15 protein-coding genes and 1 pseudogene are annotated in these 15,771 nt (G+C 44.5%); 1 reads left to right on the top strand and 15 read right to left on the bottom strand.

Annotation, left to right across the window (positions count from 1 at the left end):
* Window positions 1-104: 104 nt before the first annotated feature.
* The 14 genes from AYJ58_RS02925 to mioC form a co-directional block, all read right to left on the bottom strand.
* Entirely contained in the window at window positions 105-533 is a 429-nt protein-coding gene (locus AYJ58_RS02925) for a F0F1 ATP synthase subunit epsilon (protein ID WP_063883851.1), read from the bottom strand.
* Window positions 534-569: 36 nt separating this feature from the next.
* Window positions 570-1,961: a F0F1 ATP synthase subunit beta gene (gene atpD / locus AYJ58_RS02920; RefSeq protein ID WP_106648796.1), complete on the bottom strand. Its 1,392-nt coding sequence runs from the start codon at window positions 1,959-1,961 to the stop codon at window positions 570-572.
* Window positions 1,962-1,996: 35 nt separating this feature from the next.
* On the bottom strand, window positions 1,997-2,857 hold the full coding sequence (atpG, locus tag AYJ58_RS02915) for a F0F1 ATP synthase subunit gamma (RefSeq protein ID WP_106648794.1): 861 nt from the start codon (window positions 2,855-2,857) through the stop codon (window positions 1,997-1,999).
* A 50-nt stretch (window positions 2,858-2,907) separates the two neighbouring features.
* Window positions 2,908-4,449, bottom strand: coding sequence for a F0F1 ATP synthase subunit alpha (gene atpA, locus AYJ58_RS02910; protein ID WP_006083843.1), 1,542 nt, complete (start codon window positions 4,447-4,449; stop codon window positions 2,908-2,910).
* Window positions 4,450-4,463: 14 nt separating this feature from the next.
* Entirely contained in the window at window positions 4,464-4,997 is a 534-nt protein-coding gene (gene atpH, locus AYJ58_RS02905) for a F0F1 ATP synthase subunit delta (RefSeq protein ID WP_006083842.1), read from the bottom strand.
* Between the two features lie 15 nt (window positions 4,998-5,012).
* A complete protein-coding gene (gene atpF, locus AYJ58_RS02900; protein WP_006083841.1) occupies window positions 5,013-5,483 on the bottom strand; it encodes a F0F1 ATP synthase subunit B in 471 nt (156 codons plus the stop codon).
* A gap of 37 nt (window positions 5,484-5,520) precedes the next feature.
* Window positions 5,521-5,772, bottom strand: coding sequence for a F0F1 ATP synthase subunit C (gene atpE, locus AYJ58_RS02895; protein ID WP_006083840.1), 252 nt, complete (start codon window positions 5,770-5,772; stop codon window positions 5,521-5,523).
* 64 nt (window positions 5,773-5,836) lie between these two features.
* The gene (gene atpB, locus AYJ58_RS02890; protein WP_106648792.1) at window positions 5,837-6,631 is read right to left on the bottom strand and encodes a F0F1 ATP synthase subunit A; all 795 of its coding nucleotides are present in this window, start codon (window positions 6,629-6,631) and stop codon (window positions 5,837-5,839) included.
* 12 nt (window positions 6,632-6,643) lie between these two features.
* Window positions 6,644-7,027: an ATP synthase subunit I gene (locus AYJ58_RS02885; RefSeq protein ID WP_106651731.1), complete on the bottom strand. Its 384-nt coding sequence runs from the start codon at window positions 7,025-7,027 to the stop codon at window positions 6,644-6,646.
* 225 nt (window positions 7,028-7,252) lie between these two features.
* Window positions 7,253-8,131 carry a ParB/RepB/Spo0J family partition protein gene (locus AYJ58_RS02880; RefSeq protein WP_106648790.1) on the bottom strand — a complete coding sequence of 293 codons (879 nt, stop codon included), beginning with the start codon at window positions 8,129-8,131 and terminating at the stop codon, window positions 7,253-7,255.
* A gap of 9 nt (window positions 8,132-8,140) precedes the next feature.
* On the bottom strand, window positions 8,141-8,929 hold the full coding sequence (locus tag AYJ58_RS02875) for a ParA family protein (protein WP_012090674.1): 789 nt from the start codon (window positions 8,927-8,929) through the stop codon (window positions 8,141-8,143).
* A gap of 73 nt (window positions 8,930-9,002) precedes the next feature.
* Window positions 9,003-9,623, bottom strand: coding sequence for a 16S rRNA (guanine(527)-N(7))-methyltransferase RsmG (gene rsmG / locus AYJ58_RS02870; RefSeq protein ID WP_006083835.1), 621 nt, complete (start codon window positions 9,621-9,623; stop codon window positions 9,003-9,005).
* 117 nt (window positions 9,624-9,740) lie between these two features.
* Window positions 9,741-11,630 (bottom strand): tRNA uridine-5-carboxymethylaminomethyl(34) synthesis enzyme MnmG, encoded by a 1,890-nt coding sequence (gene mnmG, locus AYJ58_RS02865; RefSeq protein WP_106648788.1) that lies wholly within the window; start codon window positions 11,628-11,630, stop codon window positions 9,741-9,743.
* Between the two features lie 439 nt (window positions 11,631-12,069).
* On the bottom strand, window positions 12,070-12,510 hold the full coding sequence (gene mioC / locus AYJ58_RS02860; RefSeq protein ID WP_106648786.1) for an FMN-binding protein MioC: 441 nt from the start codon (window positions 12,508-12,510) through the stop codon (window positions 12,070-12,072).
* Window positions 12,511-12,760: 250 nt separating this feature from the next.
* On the opposite strand from mioC, the pseudogene AYJ58_RS02855 reads away from it, so the two are divergent.
* Window positions 12,761-14,322, top strand: a pseudogene (locus AYJ58_RS02855) (POT-type proton-dependent oligopeptide transporter).
* Window positions 14,323-14,409: 87 nt separating this feature from the next.
* On the opposite strand, the gene mnmE reads toward AYJ58_RS02855, so the two are convergent.
* Window positions 14,410-15,771, bottom strand: a complete 1,362-nt coding sequence (mnmE, locus tag AYJ58_RS02850) for a tRNA uridine-5-carboxymethylaminomethyl(34) synthesis GTPase MnmE (RefSeq protein WP_106648784.1) — start codon at window positions 15,769-15,771, stop codon at window positions 14,410-14,412.

Genomic DNA, 15,771 nt, shown 5'->3' with positions numbered 1-15,771 from the left:
AAGCGAAGCGGATAGCGATAGGAATAGCTCAAAAACACGCTTACCCAAATTTCAGCCACAAAAAAGGCGACCTTATGGTCGCCTTTTTTCACAAACAATAACCTTTATCTGGCAATGTTTTTCTTGATGGTTTCAACAACACGTAATTGAGCCATAGCCTTAGCTAACTCAACCATAGCCGCGTCATAATTAAAGTCAGCGCCAGCAGTTGCCATATGGGCTTCTGCACGACGCTTAGCTTCTAATGCCGCTTGCTCATCAATATCTTTGGCACGCATAACCACATCAGCCAATACGGAGACAGAAGAAGGTTGCACTTCCAGAATACCACCTGAAAGGTAAAACACTTCTTCACTGCCGTCTTGCTTGACGATGCGCGCCATGCCAGGTTTGATATAACTCAGCAAAGGAGCATGGCCATGCATTATGCCTAACTCACCTTCAGAACCAGTCACTTGTAGACTCGCTACACGACCAGAGAAGATGTTGCTCTCTGCACTTACTATATCAAGATGTACTGTCATGGCTGCCATCCCGTTCTCCTTAAAAAACTAAGTATGACTACTTAGTTATTTCTTTTTGTTCGCTTTCTCGATGACTTCATCGATTGAGCCAACCATGTAGAACGCTTGTTCTGGCAGGTGATCAAACTCACCGCTCAAAATACCCTTAAAGCCACGGATAGTGTCTTTCAGAGAAACGTACTTACCAGGAGATCCAGTAAAGACTTCTGCTACGAAGAAAGGCTGAGACAAGAAACGCTCAATCTTACGAGCACGGAATACAGTTGTTTTGTCTTCATCAGACAATTCGTCCATACCCAGAATCGCAATAATGTCTTTCAGCTCTTTGTAACGTTGCAGTACAGTTTGTACGCCGTTAGCAACGTCATAATGCTCTTGGCCAACAACCAAAGGATCTAATTGACGTGAAGTCGAATCCAATGGGTCAACTGCTGGGTAAATACCCAGAGAAGCAATTTGACGTGACAGTACAACAGTCGCATCTAAGTGAGCGAAGGTTGTTGCTGGTGACGGATCGGTCAAGTCATCCGCAGGTACGTATACCGCTTGTACAGAGGTAATAGAACCCGTCTTAGTTGAAGTGATACGCTCTTGCAGAACGCCCATCTCTTCAGCCAATGTTGGTTGATAACCTACCGCAGAAGGCATACGACCTAACAGTGCAGATACTTCAGTACCGGCTAAGGTATAACGGTAGATGTTGTCAACGAACAACAGTACGTCACGACCTTCGTCACGGAACTTCTCTGCCATAGTCAGACCAGACAGTGCAACGCGCAAACGGTTACCTGGAGGCTCGTTCATCTGACCATAAACCATGGCCACTTTGTCGAGAACGCCAGAATCTTTCATCTCGTAGTAGAAGTCGTTACCTTCACGAGTACGTTCACCTACACCGGCGAATACAGAAAGACCCGAGTGGGCTTTAGCGATGTTGTTAATCAGTTCCATCATGTTAACTGTTTTACCAACACCCGCACCACCGAACAAACCAACTTTACCGCCCTTAGCGAATGGACAAACAAGGTCGATAACCTTGATACCCGTCTCTAATAGTTCAGTAGAGCTTGATTGATCTTCGTATGAAGGAGCTGTACGGTGAATTTCATAACGCTCTTCTTCACCGATTGGACCCGCTTCATCAATAGGCTCGCCTAATACGTTCATGATACGGCCAAGAGTGGCGGCACCAACAGGAACAGTAATAGGTGAACCTGAGTTTACTACTTCAAGCCCACGACGCAGACCGTCAGAAGAACCCATAGCGATGGTACGAACTACACCACCACCTAGCTGTTGCTGAACTTCCAGCACCAGACCATTACAGGAACCTTCACCTACGATCTTCAGAGCGTCATATACTTGAGGTACGGCATCTTGTGGAAACTCTACGTCCACAACCGCGCCAATCACTTGGACAACAGTACCTGTGCTCATGATTAATCCTCTAAAACTTGTATTCGTTACCTAACCTAAACCGCAGAGGCACCAGAAACAATTTCCGACAGTTCCTGCGTAATCGCAGCCTGACGGGCCTTGTTATAGACCAATTGCAAGTCGTTAATCAGCTCACCAGCGTTGTCAGTTGCCGACTTCATCGCCACCATACGGGCAGCTTGTTCAGAGGCAATGTTTTCAACAACACCTTGGTAAACCTGAGATTCTACATAACGAACCAATAAGGTATCCAAAAGTGCTTTTGGATCTGGCTCGTAGATATAATCCCAACGATGAGCAATTTCATCATCTTCTGATTTAGGCAAAGGTAGCAGCTGCTCGATCACAGGAGTCTGCGTCATAGTATTCACAAATTTGTTAAATACCACGTACAGACGATCCAGCTTGCCTTCGTTGTAAGCTTCTAGCATGACACCGACTGTCCCGATCAAGTCAGCGAGCTTTGGAGCATCGCCTAAACCTGAAGCGTGAGCAGACACTTGTCCACCGAAGCTTTTGAAAAACTGCACACTACGTGCGCCAATTGGGCAAAATTCAAATTCTGCACCTTGGGCTTTCCAGCTTTTCACGTCTGCGACAACCTTCTTGAAAAGGTTAACGTTCAGACCACCACAAAGGCCACGGTCGGTTGCTACAACAATGTAACCAACCCGCTTAGCCTCTCTCACCTCCAAATAGGGGTGTTTATACTCGAGAGAACCTTGCGCTACGTGACCGATCACCTTACGCATGCTTTCCGCATATGGACGGCTCGCAGCCATGCGTTCCTGCGCTCTGCGCATTTTGCTGGCTGCCACCATTTCCATGGCGGACGTGATCTTCTGAGTGTTTTTCACACTCGCGATCTTGGTTTTAATCTCTTTAGCGCCGGCCATCTCTACTCTCCAATCTGGACCTGAGGTGTCTTAAGACACCTCTATCATTGTTACCAGGTTTGGGTTGCTACGAACTTGTCGAGGCCAGCTTTTAATTCAGCTTCGATATCAGCGCTATAATCACCAGTATCATTGATAAGCTTCATTAAAGGAGCATGCTCGCTGTTCATGAACGAGAGCAGAGCGGCTTCGAAATTACCGACCTTGTTCAGCTCAACACTCTTCAGGTAACCTTTTTCAGCTGAGAAAATAGACACAGCTTGAGCGGCTACGCTCATTGGAGCATATTGCTTTTGCTTCATCAGTTCGGTAACACGCACACCATGCTCAAGTTGAGCACGTGTTGCATCGTCAAGATCAGATGCAAATTGCGAGAACGCAGCAAGCTCACGATACTGTGCTAGTGCGGTACGAATACCACCAGACAGTTTCTTGATGATCTTAGTCTGAGCCGCACCACCAACACGAGAAACAGAAATACCTGGGTTAACCGCTGGACGTAGGCCAGAGTTAAACAGATCGGTCTCAAGGAAGATCTGACCATCGGTAATAGAAATTACGTTGGTCGGTACGAATGCAGAAACGTCACCCGCTTGCGTTTCAATAATTGGCAACGCGGTTAAAGAACCGGTTTTGCCAGTTACTGCACCTTTAGTGAACTTCTCTACATAAATCGCGTTAACGCGTGATGCACGCTCTAGTAAACGTGAGTGTAGATAGAATACGTCACCTGGGTAAGCTTCACGGCCTGGTGGACGCTTGAGCAGTAACGAAATCTGACGATAAGCAACTGCTTGCTTAGACAAATCATCGTATACAATCAAAGAATCTTCACCGCGGTCACGGAAGTATTCACCCATAGAACAACCAGAATATGGCGCTAAGTATTGCAGAGCAGCAGCTTCAGAAGCAGTTGCAACAACAACGATAGTGTTAGCCAAAGCACCGTGTTCTTCTAGCTTGCGCACTACGTTAGCGATAGTAGAAGCCTTTTGGCCAATCGCAACGTACACACATTTAATGCCAGAATTTTTCTGGTTGATGATTGCGTCGATCGCCATAGCTGTTTTACCAGTTTGACGGTCGCCAATGATCAATTCACGTTGACCACGACCGATAGGGATCATGGCATCAACGGCTTTGTAACCAGTTTGAACTGGTTGATCAACAGACTGACGTTCAATAACACCTGGTGCGATAACTTCAATTGGCGAGTAACCATCGTTATCGATAGGTCCTTTTCCGTCAATTGGCTCACCTAGAGTGTTAACAACGCGGCCAAGAAGACCGCGGCCAACTGGAACTTCCAGAATACGGCCAGTCGTTTTCACTTTTACGCCTTCTGCTAAATCAGCATAAGGACCCATTACTACGGCACCGACAGAATCACGTTCAAGGTTCAACGCGATTGCAAAACGGTTACCAGGCAGTTCGATCATCTCACCTTGCATCACGTCGGCTAGGCCGTGGATGCGGATGATGCCGTCACTTACCGCAACGATAGTACCTTCGTTACGAGATTCGCTAACGACTTCGAACTGCTCGATCCGCTGCTTAATCAGATCGCTGATTTCAGTGGAATTCAGTTGCATGCTCAAACTCCCAATTACGACTGCAGCTTATCAGACAGACGCGATAATTTACCGCGGACCGAGCCATCGATGACTAGGTCTCCTGTCTTAATGATTACACCGGCGATGAGCGCGGCGTCAGTGCTGCAATTCAGCTTAACTTTGCGTGCGAGACGTTTCTCTAAAGAAATACTAATCTGCTGTTGTTGTTCAGAGCTCAGCTCAGTTGCAGAAACCACATCGGCTTCCACTTCTTTTGCCCACTCATTACGGTATTCAGTAAATAACTGAGATACAGCAGGTAGTACCTTTAAGCGACCGTTTTCAGCCATTACCTTTATCAGGTTCTGACCTTGCACATTGACTTGCTCACCACACACACTAATAAAGAGTGCTGCGAGCTTAGTGCTGGCTAAAGAGCCAGCTAACAGTGGTTGCATGGTTTCGTTTTCACTCACCAATGCGGCAAACGTAAGCATTTCTGCCCATGAATCCACTGCATCTTGTTCAATAGCAAAGTCAAAAGCTGCCTTTGCGTAAGGGCGAGCGATGGTGGTTAATTCAGCCATAACTCAACTCCCTTATCAAATTTCAGCGACTAGTTTATTAACTATGTCACTGTGGGCGGCTGGATCAATAGAACGCTCAAGGATCTTCTCAGCACCCATGATGGCAAGAGTAGCAACCTGCTTACGCAGATCCTCTTTGACGCGATTACGTTCAGCTTCAATTTCTGCTTTACCCTGAGCGATGATTTTAGCACGCTCAGCGTCTGCTTCGGTTTTGGCTTCTTCAACTATTTGAGCTTTACGCTTGTTAGCTTGCTCAATAATTTCATTAGCCGTTACCTTGGCTTCTTTTAGTTGGTCAGTCGCTTTCGCTTGTGCCAACTCCAGGTCTTTTACCGCACGATCAGCATCAGCTAGACCGTCAGCAATCCTTTTTTGGCGCTCTTCGATGGCATTCATCAAAGGGGGCCATACAAACTTCATGCAAAACCACACGAAGATGATAAAGGCGACCGTCTGACCGATTAGGGTAGCGTTGAAATTCACAACAGCCTCCTATTTAGAGTTAAGACAGAAGCGTTTTTTACAGCATTGCACCCAGTGGGTTGGTAAACAGCATGAATAATGCGATACCAACACCGATCATAGTTACGGCGTCAAGAAGACCCGCTACGATGAACATTTTAACTTGTAGCATAGGAGCCATTTCTGGTTGACGCGCAGCGCCTTCCAAGAACTTGCCGCCTAATAAGCCGAAACCGATTGCAGTACCAAGAGCACCCATACCAATCAGCAGAGCAACAGCGATAGCTGTCATGCCTAAAATCGTTTCCATCTGTATCTCCAGTATCTAAATCTGTATTAGTTGATGATTTAGTTTAAAATTTCTTCAGCAATCCTTAATGATCTTCATGCGCCATGCTTAAATAAACAATGGTCAACATCATGAAGATAAACGCTTGCAGTGTGATAACCAAAATGTGGAATATTAACCAACCCAGTTGTAGAGTCACACCTAGGGAAGATAATAACAAGTTGGTACCATACATCAGCGCAATAAGGATGAAGATCAACTCACCTGCGTACAAGTTACCAAAGAGTCGCAATGCCAATGAAATTGGCTTAGCTATCAAAGTAACTGTCTCTAATAGGAGGTTGACGGGTATCATTGCCTTATGGTTAAAGGGCTGTAGTGTCAGTTCTTTAACAAACCCAGACACACCTTTGACCTTAATGCTGTAGAAAATAATCAGCACGAACACACCAATAGCTAAGCTAAAGGTAATGTTAACGTCAGTCGTCGGAACCGCTTTTAGATAGGGAATACCCATTAAACTTGCTGCGTGAGGCAGCCAATCTACCGGGATCATATCCATGAAGTTCATCATGAATACCCATACAAAAATGGTCAGAGCTAAAGGTGCGATCAGAGCATTGCGACCATGAAAACTTTCTTTCACGCTGTTATTTACGAACTCAACGATCATCTCAACAAAACATTGCAGTTTGCCAGGAACACCGGAAGTCGCTTTTTTACCAACGCTGCGGAAAATCCACAGGAACAGAACACCAAGACCAACCGAAAAGAACAACGAATCAATGTGCCATGTCCAAAAGCCTTCACCAACACTTAAGTTGGTAAGGTGATGTTGGATATAGCCCTGCGGTGTTAACGCTTCACCAGTTGCAGCCATGATTCATCCCACTTAACTTTGCTTGAAGTATAAAGGAGCTGTCCAATGCACGATTAGCGTCAGCACATAACAAACAAAAAGCGGCATAAAAGCGACCTTAAGATTGATAAATACAAACGAAAACATTGCGATGGTTAACAGCAACTTTACCGCTTCCCCCCAGTAAAAAATCTTTATGACTTTTGCAGCTGAACTTGCTCCCGTGTGGGAGAAAGCGAGGGTTGCGAATACAAAATTAGGGAGCACAGCGATTGAACCACCTGCTAACGCAGAATAGCCAAACTGAACTCCCCACACGGCGAAAAAGAGAATTGAAGCACCCCCAGCGACCGCCGCCTGCATCATCACCAATTTATAGGCTGACCACCGGCCACGACGCGCTAAAACCTTACTCAATTCATCCTCTCCGCATTCATACTTTTTGTTTCGATGACCGGATGACAAATACCCGTATTTATGTCGATGCACAAAAAGCTTGCGAAAGTATACCTTTTCACGCCTTCATTGCAACTTTGAGATAAGGAAAAACAACACTTTTAACGTGATCTAGCGCCAAACGAGTTAAAATGTAAGATTAGCATCTGTCACAAATTTACATTAAAAACTGTTAATCTACAGACATTAATGAATTTTACTAAGAATTCCGTCTAATTCAGCCAGATTCTGATAGTTAATTACAATTTTACCTGTGCCCTTACTGCTATGAGCGATAGAAACCTTGGCACCTAATCTTTCAATTAACTGCTGCTCTAAACGACAAACATCTTGATCTTTAGTCGTAGTTTCGGCTTGTTTAGGCGGATTTAAGGTTTGATTAATTAATCGTTCAGTTTCGCGAACGGTTAATTCCTTAGCGGCCACTAATCTCGCAAGATTTGTTTGTTCTTCTCCCTCAATTGCTAACAAAGCGCGAGCATGACCCATATCGATGTCGCCATACTCGAGTAGACGTTTTACTGGCTCATTTAAGCCGTTTAAACGTAACAAGTTAGATACACTCGCTCTGGATTTTCCCACAACATCGGCAACCTGTTGGTGAGTCAGTTCAAATTCTTGCATTAAACGTTGTAATGCTATGGCTTCTTCCATGGCATTTAAATCTTCACGCTGGATGTTTTCAATCAAAGCGATAGCAACGGCGGCCTCATCGGGTACTTGTTTGACTATGCAGGGGATTTTATTCAAGCCAGCAAGTTGCGCAGCACGCCAACGACGTTCACCCGCAATGATCTCATACATGTCGTTTGCCACTTGTCTCACAACGATGGGCTGAATAATGCCTTGATTGCGGATAGAGTGCGCCAGTTCTTCCAACGCTTCGGGAGACATGTCTTTACGAGGTTGATACTTACCCGGTTGTAATAAGTCTAAATCGAGATGGATAAGCTCTTCTTTTTTATCGACAACATTAGCTTCGTCAGTGTGTTTTTTACTGGCGGCATGGCTGTTACTCAGTAGGGCATCTAACCCTTTGCCTAATCCTCTTTTCTTTAACGTCATGGTGATCCTTTACGCTTGCTTAGCCTGAGTTTGTTGTTCTGAACGACGGATCATTTCACCCGCAAGCGCGAGATACGCCTTAGCGCCGGCACTCGATTTATCGTAATACATAGCAGGCGCACCAAAACTTGGCGCCTCAGCCAGCCTCACATTACGTGGGATCACAGTACGGTATACCTTGTCACCAAAATGCTGTTTTAGCTGATCGGACACATCATTAGATAAACGATTACGCGGATCGTACATAGTGCGTAAAATGCCTTCAATGCCAAGCCCAGGGTTAACCATAGCGGCAAGCTTAGTAATGGTATCAATCAGCGCCGTTAAGCCTTCGAGGGCATAGTATTCGCACTGCATAGGCACAAGCACAGAATCGGCCGCAGACATAGCGTTCACAGTTAACATGTTCAATGAAGGAGGGCAGTCGATAAAGATATAATCATATTGATCTTTTATCGGTGCAAGCGCGTTACGCAAACGGATCTCACGCGCAAAAAACTCCATCAGTTTTATCTCTGCCGCTGTCACATCGCCATTACTGGCGATCAGATCATACTTACCCGCTGTGTTTTTAATGACGATCTCGTCGAAGGATTTTTCTTCAACCAATAATTCGTAGGCCGTATTTTCGACCTCATATTTATCGACACCACTACCCATAGTCGCATTACCTTGGGGATCGAGATCGATCAATAAGACTTTACGTTTTGTTGCTGCTAACGAAGCGGCGAGGTTAACGCAAGTAGTTGTTTTTCCTACGCCACCTTTCTGGTTAGCCACGGCAATCACTTTACCCACAATATCACCCTGTATGTAAATGCTGGTTTATTGCCCTTACCTAAAAATGATTTATTCATCACTTTTAAGCCTGTTATTCTTTGATTATTTTCAATAAATGTCTTTGTTCATCGAGTTTAGGCACCTTAAGTTCGATGACTTCTTTCACTGCAAATCCACTTGGAATATGTTGCATTTCTTCATCATTTAACTGGCCTTTAAGCGCATAAAACTGCCCATGTTCGGCGGGTAAATGATGGCACCAAGTGAGCATATCTTGGATTGAAGCAAATGCACGACTTAATACGCCGTCAAATTTTTGCTCTGGTTGATAAGCTTCTACGCGGCTTTCAACCGAACTGATGTTATGTATGCCTAGTTCAAAGGACACTTGTTTTTGAAAACGAATGCGTTTACCTAAGCTGTCCAATAACACAAATTGTTTATCGGGATTCATAATCGCTAACGGGATCCCAGGTAAACCGGGTCCAGTGCCTACATCGATAAAACGTTCACCTTGTAGATGTTTTGAAACCACTAAGCTGTCCATGATATGGCGGATCAACATGGCTTCGGGATCTCTCACCGATGTCAGGTTATAGGCTTTATTCCATTTGTTGAGCATGCCAACAAAATCAATTAGTTGTTTTTTTTGCTCGGCGGTTGCGGGCAAATTAATTTCGGCTAAATAAGCCTCTAACTGGGCAGATAACACTGAGCAACCTCAACAAAGATACGATTATGAACGCGAAGGCTATTATGAAGCCCGAAAACGATGAAGGGAAGCCTGAATGCTTCCCTTCTATGACCTAAGCAGCGATTAAGCTAGCTTTTACGCACTCTTACGTAATAAGCCACGCTTTTTAAGGTGAACCAACAAAATTGAAATAGCCGCAGGGGTAATACCAGAGATCCGTGACGCTTGGCCTATGGTTTCTGGTTTGTGGTTATTTAACTTAGCAATCACTTCGTTCGACAAGCCCGGTACTTCTTTGTAATCGAGCGTCAAAGGTAAACCGGTGTTCTCATTACGCACGGCTTTGTTGATCTCTTCCTGCTGGCGTTGAATATAACCAGAGTACTTCACTTGGATCTGAACTTGTTCAGCTGCTTGTGGATCTTCAAGTCCAGGACCAAAACCTTCAATCTGCATTAACTTGCTGTAATCCATTTCTGGACGACGTAGTAACTCTTCAAATGACGCTTCGCGCGAGATCGGCGTATTCAAGTGCGGGTTCAACGCATGGATCAAAGGCGAATTTGGATGCACCCATTGGCCACGTAGCCTTTGCAGTTCAAGTTCAATGGATTCTAACTTCTCACTAAATGCTGCCCAGCGAGCGTCGTCGACTAAACCGAGTTCGCGACCTTTTGCCGTTAAACGAATGTCGGCGTTATCTTCACGGAGTAATAAACGATATTCGGCACGGCTAGTAAACATGCGGTACGGTTCTTTGGTACCCAGAGTCGACAGATCGTCAACCAGCACCCCAAGATACGCTTCGTCACGGCGTGGACACCAAGCTTCTTTGCCTTGCACTTGCAAAGACGCATTCATGCCCGCTAATAAACCTTGAGCACCGGCTTCTTCATAACCTGTAGTACCGTTTATTTGGCCAGCGAAGAATAACCCGTTGATCGTTTTGGTTTCTAGTGAGTTTTTCAGATCCCTTGGATCGAAATAATCATATTCGATCGCATAACCTGGACGCACTATTTCGGCGTTTTCCATACCTTGGATCGAACGCACTAAATTCAACTGTACATCGAAAGGTAAACTAGTTGAGATCCCGTTAGGGTAGATCTCATTGGTATTTAAGCCTTCAGGTTCGATGAAGATCTGATGCGAAGATTTGTCCGCAAAGCGGTGGATCTTGTCTTCAATCGATGGGCAGTAACGTGGGCCTATACCCTCGATTACGCCAGAATACATTGGACTTCTGTCTAAACCACCACGAATAATTTCATGGGTTTTCTCATTGGTATGAGTGATCCAGCAAGAAATTTGCTTTGGATGGTGACTGACATCGCCCATAAACGACATCACAGGCAATGGAGAATCGCCTTTCTGTTCAGCCATTTGAGAAAAATCAATCGTGTTTGCATCGATACGTGGTGGGGTACCCGTTTTTAAACGGCCTACACGGATTGGTAATTCACGTAAACGATTAGCTAAAGCAATGGCTGGTGGATCGCCTGCACGGCCACCGCTGTAGTTCTCTAATCCTATGTGGATTTTGCCGCTTAAGAATGTACCAGTTGTTAATACAACGGCTGGAGATTCAAAAGCTAATCCCATTTGAGTCACTACGCCAACAACTTGATGATTTTCAACAATTAAGTCATCAACGGCTTGTTGGAAAATACGTAAATTAGGTTGGTTTTGTAATATGTTTTGGATCTTTTGACGATACAAGGCACGGTCAGCTTGTGCACGTGTTGCTCGTACAGCTGGGCCTTTGCTTGAATTCAAGGTTCTAAATTGGATCCCTGCATAATCGGTTGCGATCGCCATTGCACCACCTAAGGCGTCAATTTCTTTCACTAGGTGGCCTTTGCCTATGCCACCGATCGCTGGATTACATGACATTTGTCCTAACGTATCGATATTGTGCGTTAGTAATAATGTTTTTGATCCCATTCTTGCTGCAGCCAACGCGGCTTCAGTTCCGGCATGACCACCACCAACAACAATAACATCAAACCGTTCATGAAAATGCATGCCACTACCTTCAATTGCTAAGAGACTCAGTACGAGCCGAGTATTTTAGCATTTGCTTTGCGCTAGGTGAATGATCATTTTACCTTGATCGATCGAGATGATCCGGACTAATAGATCTTAAGATCTTTATATAGATCTTCTTATTATGTTTACTATTAAGATCGCATTTTTCTGTGTATAACCCAAATTAAGTATATAAATCATTAATTAGCGCGATCTTGATCCTGTGATCTGATCGCGATCTAACGCCATTAAACATGGGGATAGATCGCCTACTTATCCACAAGGCGGCTCATTAAGCAGATCGGACTGTGAATAGTACAGAGGTTGATCAGATCTAAATAATACCTTATCCACATGTTTATACTTTAAATAAGTAAATTGTGGATAAATAGGATCTAAACTGTACATAGATCTCGACCTTATCCAATAAGCGATCTTAAATATCCTGTTGCCATTGTGCTAACCATGCAAGCGCTGGGTCTTCTGGCACTGGATCAAGCTGTACATCGATCTGGATCTTATCCACAAAGGCTTTTGCATCGCAGTCTTGAATCGCTGAAATGAGTTTTTCAGGGCCTTGGCAAAAGGTGTCATAACTTGAGTCGCCAATTGCACATAAGGCAAAGTTCACTTGGCTGAGATCTGGTTTTTGTGCGGTAATTTCGTTGAAAAAGGGCTGGATATTATCTGGAAGATCACCCGCGCCGTGGGTAGATGACACGATAATCCATAGTGCATGGGTGTCGATTTCGCACAGTGTTGGAGTTAAATGTACTTGAACTTGGTGCCCTTGATCCGTTAATTGCGCCATCATTTCGTCAGCAACATACTCTGCACTGCCCAATGTTGTGCCAACTATTACTTCAATCTTTGCCATTATGATTTCTCAGTGTGTTGTTGTTTTTAAAACAAATTTCAATTAAATAGATAGCTCAATGGCTATTATTATGTTCATCATAAAGGAAATGTGGATCGGACCACAGAAGCAATACGTGATTTTTGCAGTTTTTGCATCCTTTATATAATGTTGGTTTGGCTTACATGTTACCTTTAGCTTCTTGATACAAAATTAATATATTTACCAATTTAATTTCATTTTAAATCAAATAATTATAATAGGATGTTCTATGACAACACCCGTAAATGCGCCCCAGTGGCCACGGCAAATTCCTTACATCATCGCCAGTGAAGCTTGTGAACGTTTTAGCTTTTACGGTATGCGAAATATTCTTACCCCATTCTTGATGACAGCACTTTTGTTGTCTATTCCAGAAGAACTACGTGGAACTATGGCTAAGGATGTGTTCCATTCCTTTGTCATTGGAGTGTACTTTTTCCCATTACTCGGTGGTTGGATTGCTGATCGTTTTTTCGGTAAATACAATACTATCTTATGGTTAAGCTTAATTTACTGTGTTGGTCATGCGTTTCTCGCTATTTTTGAACACAGCATTCAAGGGTTTTATACGGGATTATTTTTAATTGCGCTCGGATCGGGTGGGATTAAGCCCTTGGTTTCTTCCTTTATGGGAGATCAATTTGATCAAACCAATAAAACATTGGCGCAGAAAGCGTTTGATCTGTTTTATTTTACGATTAATTTTGGCTCCTTCTTCGCCTCGTTATCTATGCCATTACTATTGAAATATTATGGTGCTGCGGTCGCATTTGGGATCCCTGGTATCTTAATGTTTATTGCAACTGTGTTCTTCTGGTTAGGCCGCAAACGTTATGTGCATATGCCACCTGAACCAAAAAATCCCCATGGTTTTTTACCCGTTATTCGTACCGCATTGCTCACTAAAATTGCTGGTCAAGCCAACATAGGTTTAGTGTTAGCTTTAGTTGGGATAATTTCTGCAGCGTATGCTTTAGTGAATATTCCAACCTTAGGTATCGTTGCTGGTTTGTGTTGTGCGTTAGTGCTAGTGATGGGATTTGTTGGCGCAGGGGCTTCATTGCAACTCGAACGGGCTAGGGGGATCCATCCGGATATCGCCGTCGATGGGGTACGTTCAGTGCTACGGATCTTAATCTTATTTGCGTTAGTGACTCCGTTTTGGTCTTTGTTCGATCAGAAAGCGTCCACTTGGATACTGCAAGCTAATGACATGTCTAAACCGGATTGGTTTGAACCCGCCATGATGCAAGCTTTAAACCCATTATTAGTTATGTTACTTATCCCATTTAATAACTTTGTGTTATATCCGGCGATTGAGCGCATGGGTATAAAGTTAACTGCTTTGCGTAAAATGGGGGCTGGGATTGCCATCACGGGCGTGAGTTGGATAGTCGTTGGTAGCATTCAATTGGCGATGGATGGCGGCTCGGTATTATCAATATTTTGGCAGATTGTGCCCTATGCTTTGCTCACCTTTGGTGAAGTATTAGTCTCTGCCACTGGGCTAGAGTTTGCCTACAGCCAAGCGCCTAAAGCCATGAAAGGCACTATCATGAGTTTTTGGACCTTATCTGTGACCGTAGGTAACTTATGGGTGTTACTGGCGAACGTCAGTGTGAAAAGTCCGGCTGTGACTGAGCAAATTGCCCAGACGGGGATCAGCATTACCGCATTTCAGATGTTTTTCTTCGCTGGTTTTGCCATCTTGGCGGCATTGATGTTTTGATGTTTGCGCTTTATGCAAGATCCTATCAAATGCAAGATCATTACCGCCACGTAGAATCTTGAGTTAGTCGATGAGTGGAAATATTCGGTTGTAGATAAAAAATCAGCCCATATTGTATGGGCTGATTTATATGGAACTAATAAGGTTAGTTACTTCCCGATACAGAAAGAGCTGAAAATCTTGCCGAGTAGGTCGTCAGAAGTGAAGCGGCCAGTGATCTCTGATAGTGCTAATTGGCACATGCGTAGCTCTTCCGCCAGTAGTTCTCCTGCAAGGTAAACCTCTAACTGCTCTTTACCCAATCGCAGGTGTCCTGCGGCTAATTCAAGGGCTTCTAAATGACGACGACGGGCGATAAAGCCACCTTCGAGATTACTCTGATAACCCATAAGTGACTTCAAGTGTTGCTTTAATTCTTCAACACCTAAGCCTGTTTTTGCCGAGATCCGGTAGACGCTATAACCTTGTTCTTCGGTCATCATTAAGTCTTCGCCAGTAAGATCGGCTTTATTACGGATCACTGTTACACCTAAATTGGAGGGCAGGCGATCGACAAAGTCTGGCCAAATCGCATGGGGATCGACGGCTGCGGTTGTTGTGCCATCCACCATAAATAGCACGCGATCGGCGCTGTTTATTTCATTCCATGCGCGTTCAATACCAATTTGTTCTACGGTATCAGTGGTATCACGCAGGCCTGCGGTATCAATAATGTGCAGCGGCATACCATCTAAATGGATATGTTCACGTAATACGTCGCGTGTTGTGCCAGCTATTTCAGTCACAATGGCCGACTCTTTACCCGCTAACGCATTTAATAAGCTTGATTTTCCGGCATTGGGGCGACCTGCTATCACGACTTTCATTCCTTCACGAATGATAGAACCTTGTTTAGCGCTGGCTTGCACTAGGTCGAGTTTGTCGATGATTTTATAGAGAGCATTGGCAATCTTGCCGTCACTTAAAAAGTCGACTTCTTCATCGGGGAAATCAATTGCGGCTTCAACGTATAAACGCAGGTTAGTGACTTGGTCCACCAGCTCATGGACTTCCTTAGAAAACTCACCTTGTAGCGATTGTAGTGCGCTTTTAGCGGCTTGCTCACTGGTAGCGTCGATAAGGTCGGCAATGGCTTCGGCTTGGGTTAAGTCGAGTTTATCGTTCATAAAGGCTTGTTCGCTGAACTCGCCTGGTTTTGCGATACTAATGCCACCGACTTCCATTACCCGTTTGATCAGCATATCGAGGACGATTTGGCCGCCGTGGCCTTGAAGTTCCAGTACATCTTCGCCAGTAAAGGAATTAGGTCCTTTAAAGAATAGCGCTATGCCTTGGTCTATCACTTGGCCCGATGCACTTTTAAAATCGCAATAATCGGCATATCGGGTTTTAGGAAGATGACCTAATACGGCCATAGCGACATCACTGGCTTTGTCGCCTGAAATTCGAATGATGCCTACGCCGCCACGTCCGGGCGCGGTGGCTTGAGCCACAATAGTGTCAGTTGTCAT

It is taken from the genome of Shewanella sp. Pdp11 (genome assembly GCF_002838165.1).
Lineage (GTDB): Bacteria > Pseudomonadota > Gammaproteobacteria > Enterobacterales > Shewanellaceae > Shewanella > Shewanella hafniensis.
The sequence above is the reverse complement of the archived record's forward strand: the minus strand, read 5'-3'. Positions and strand labels throughout refer to the sequence as shown.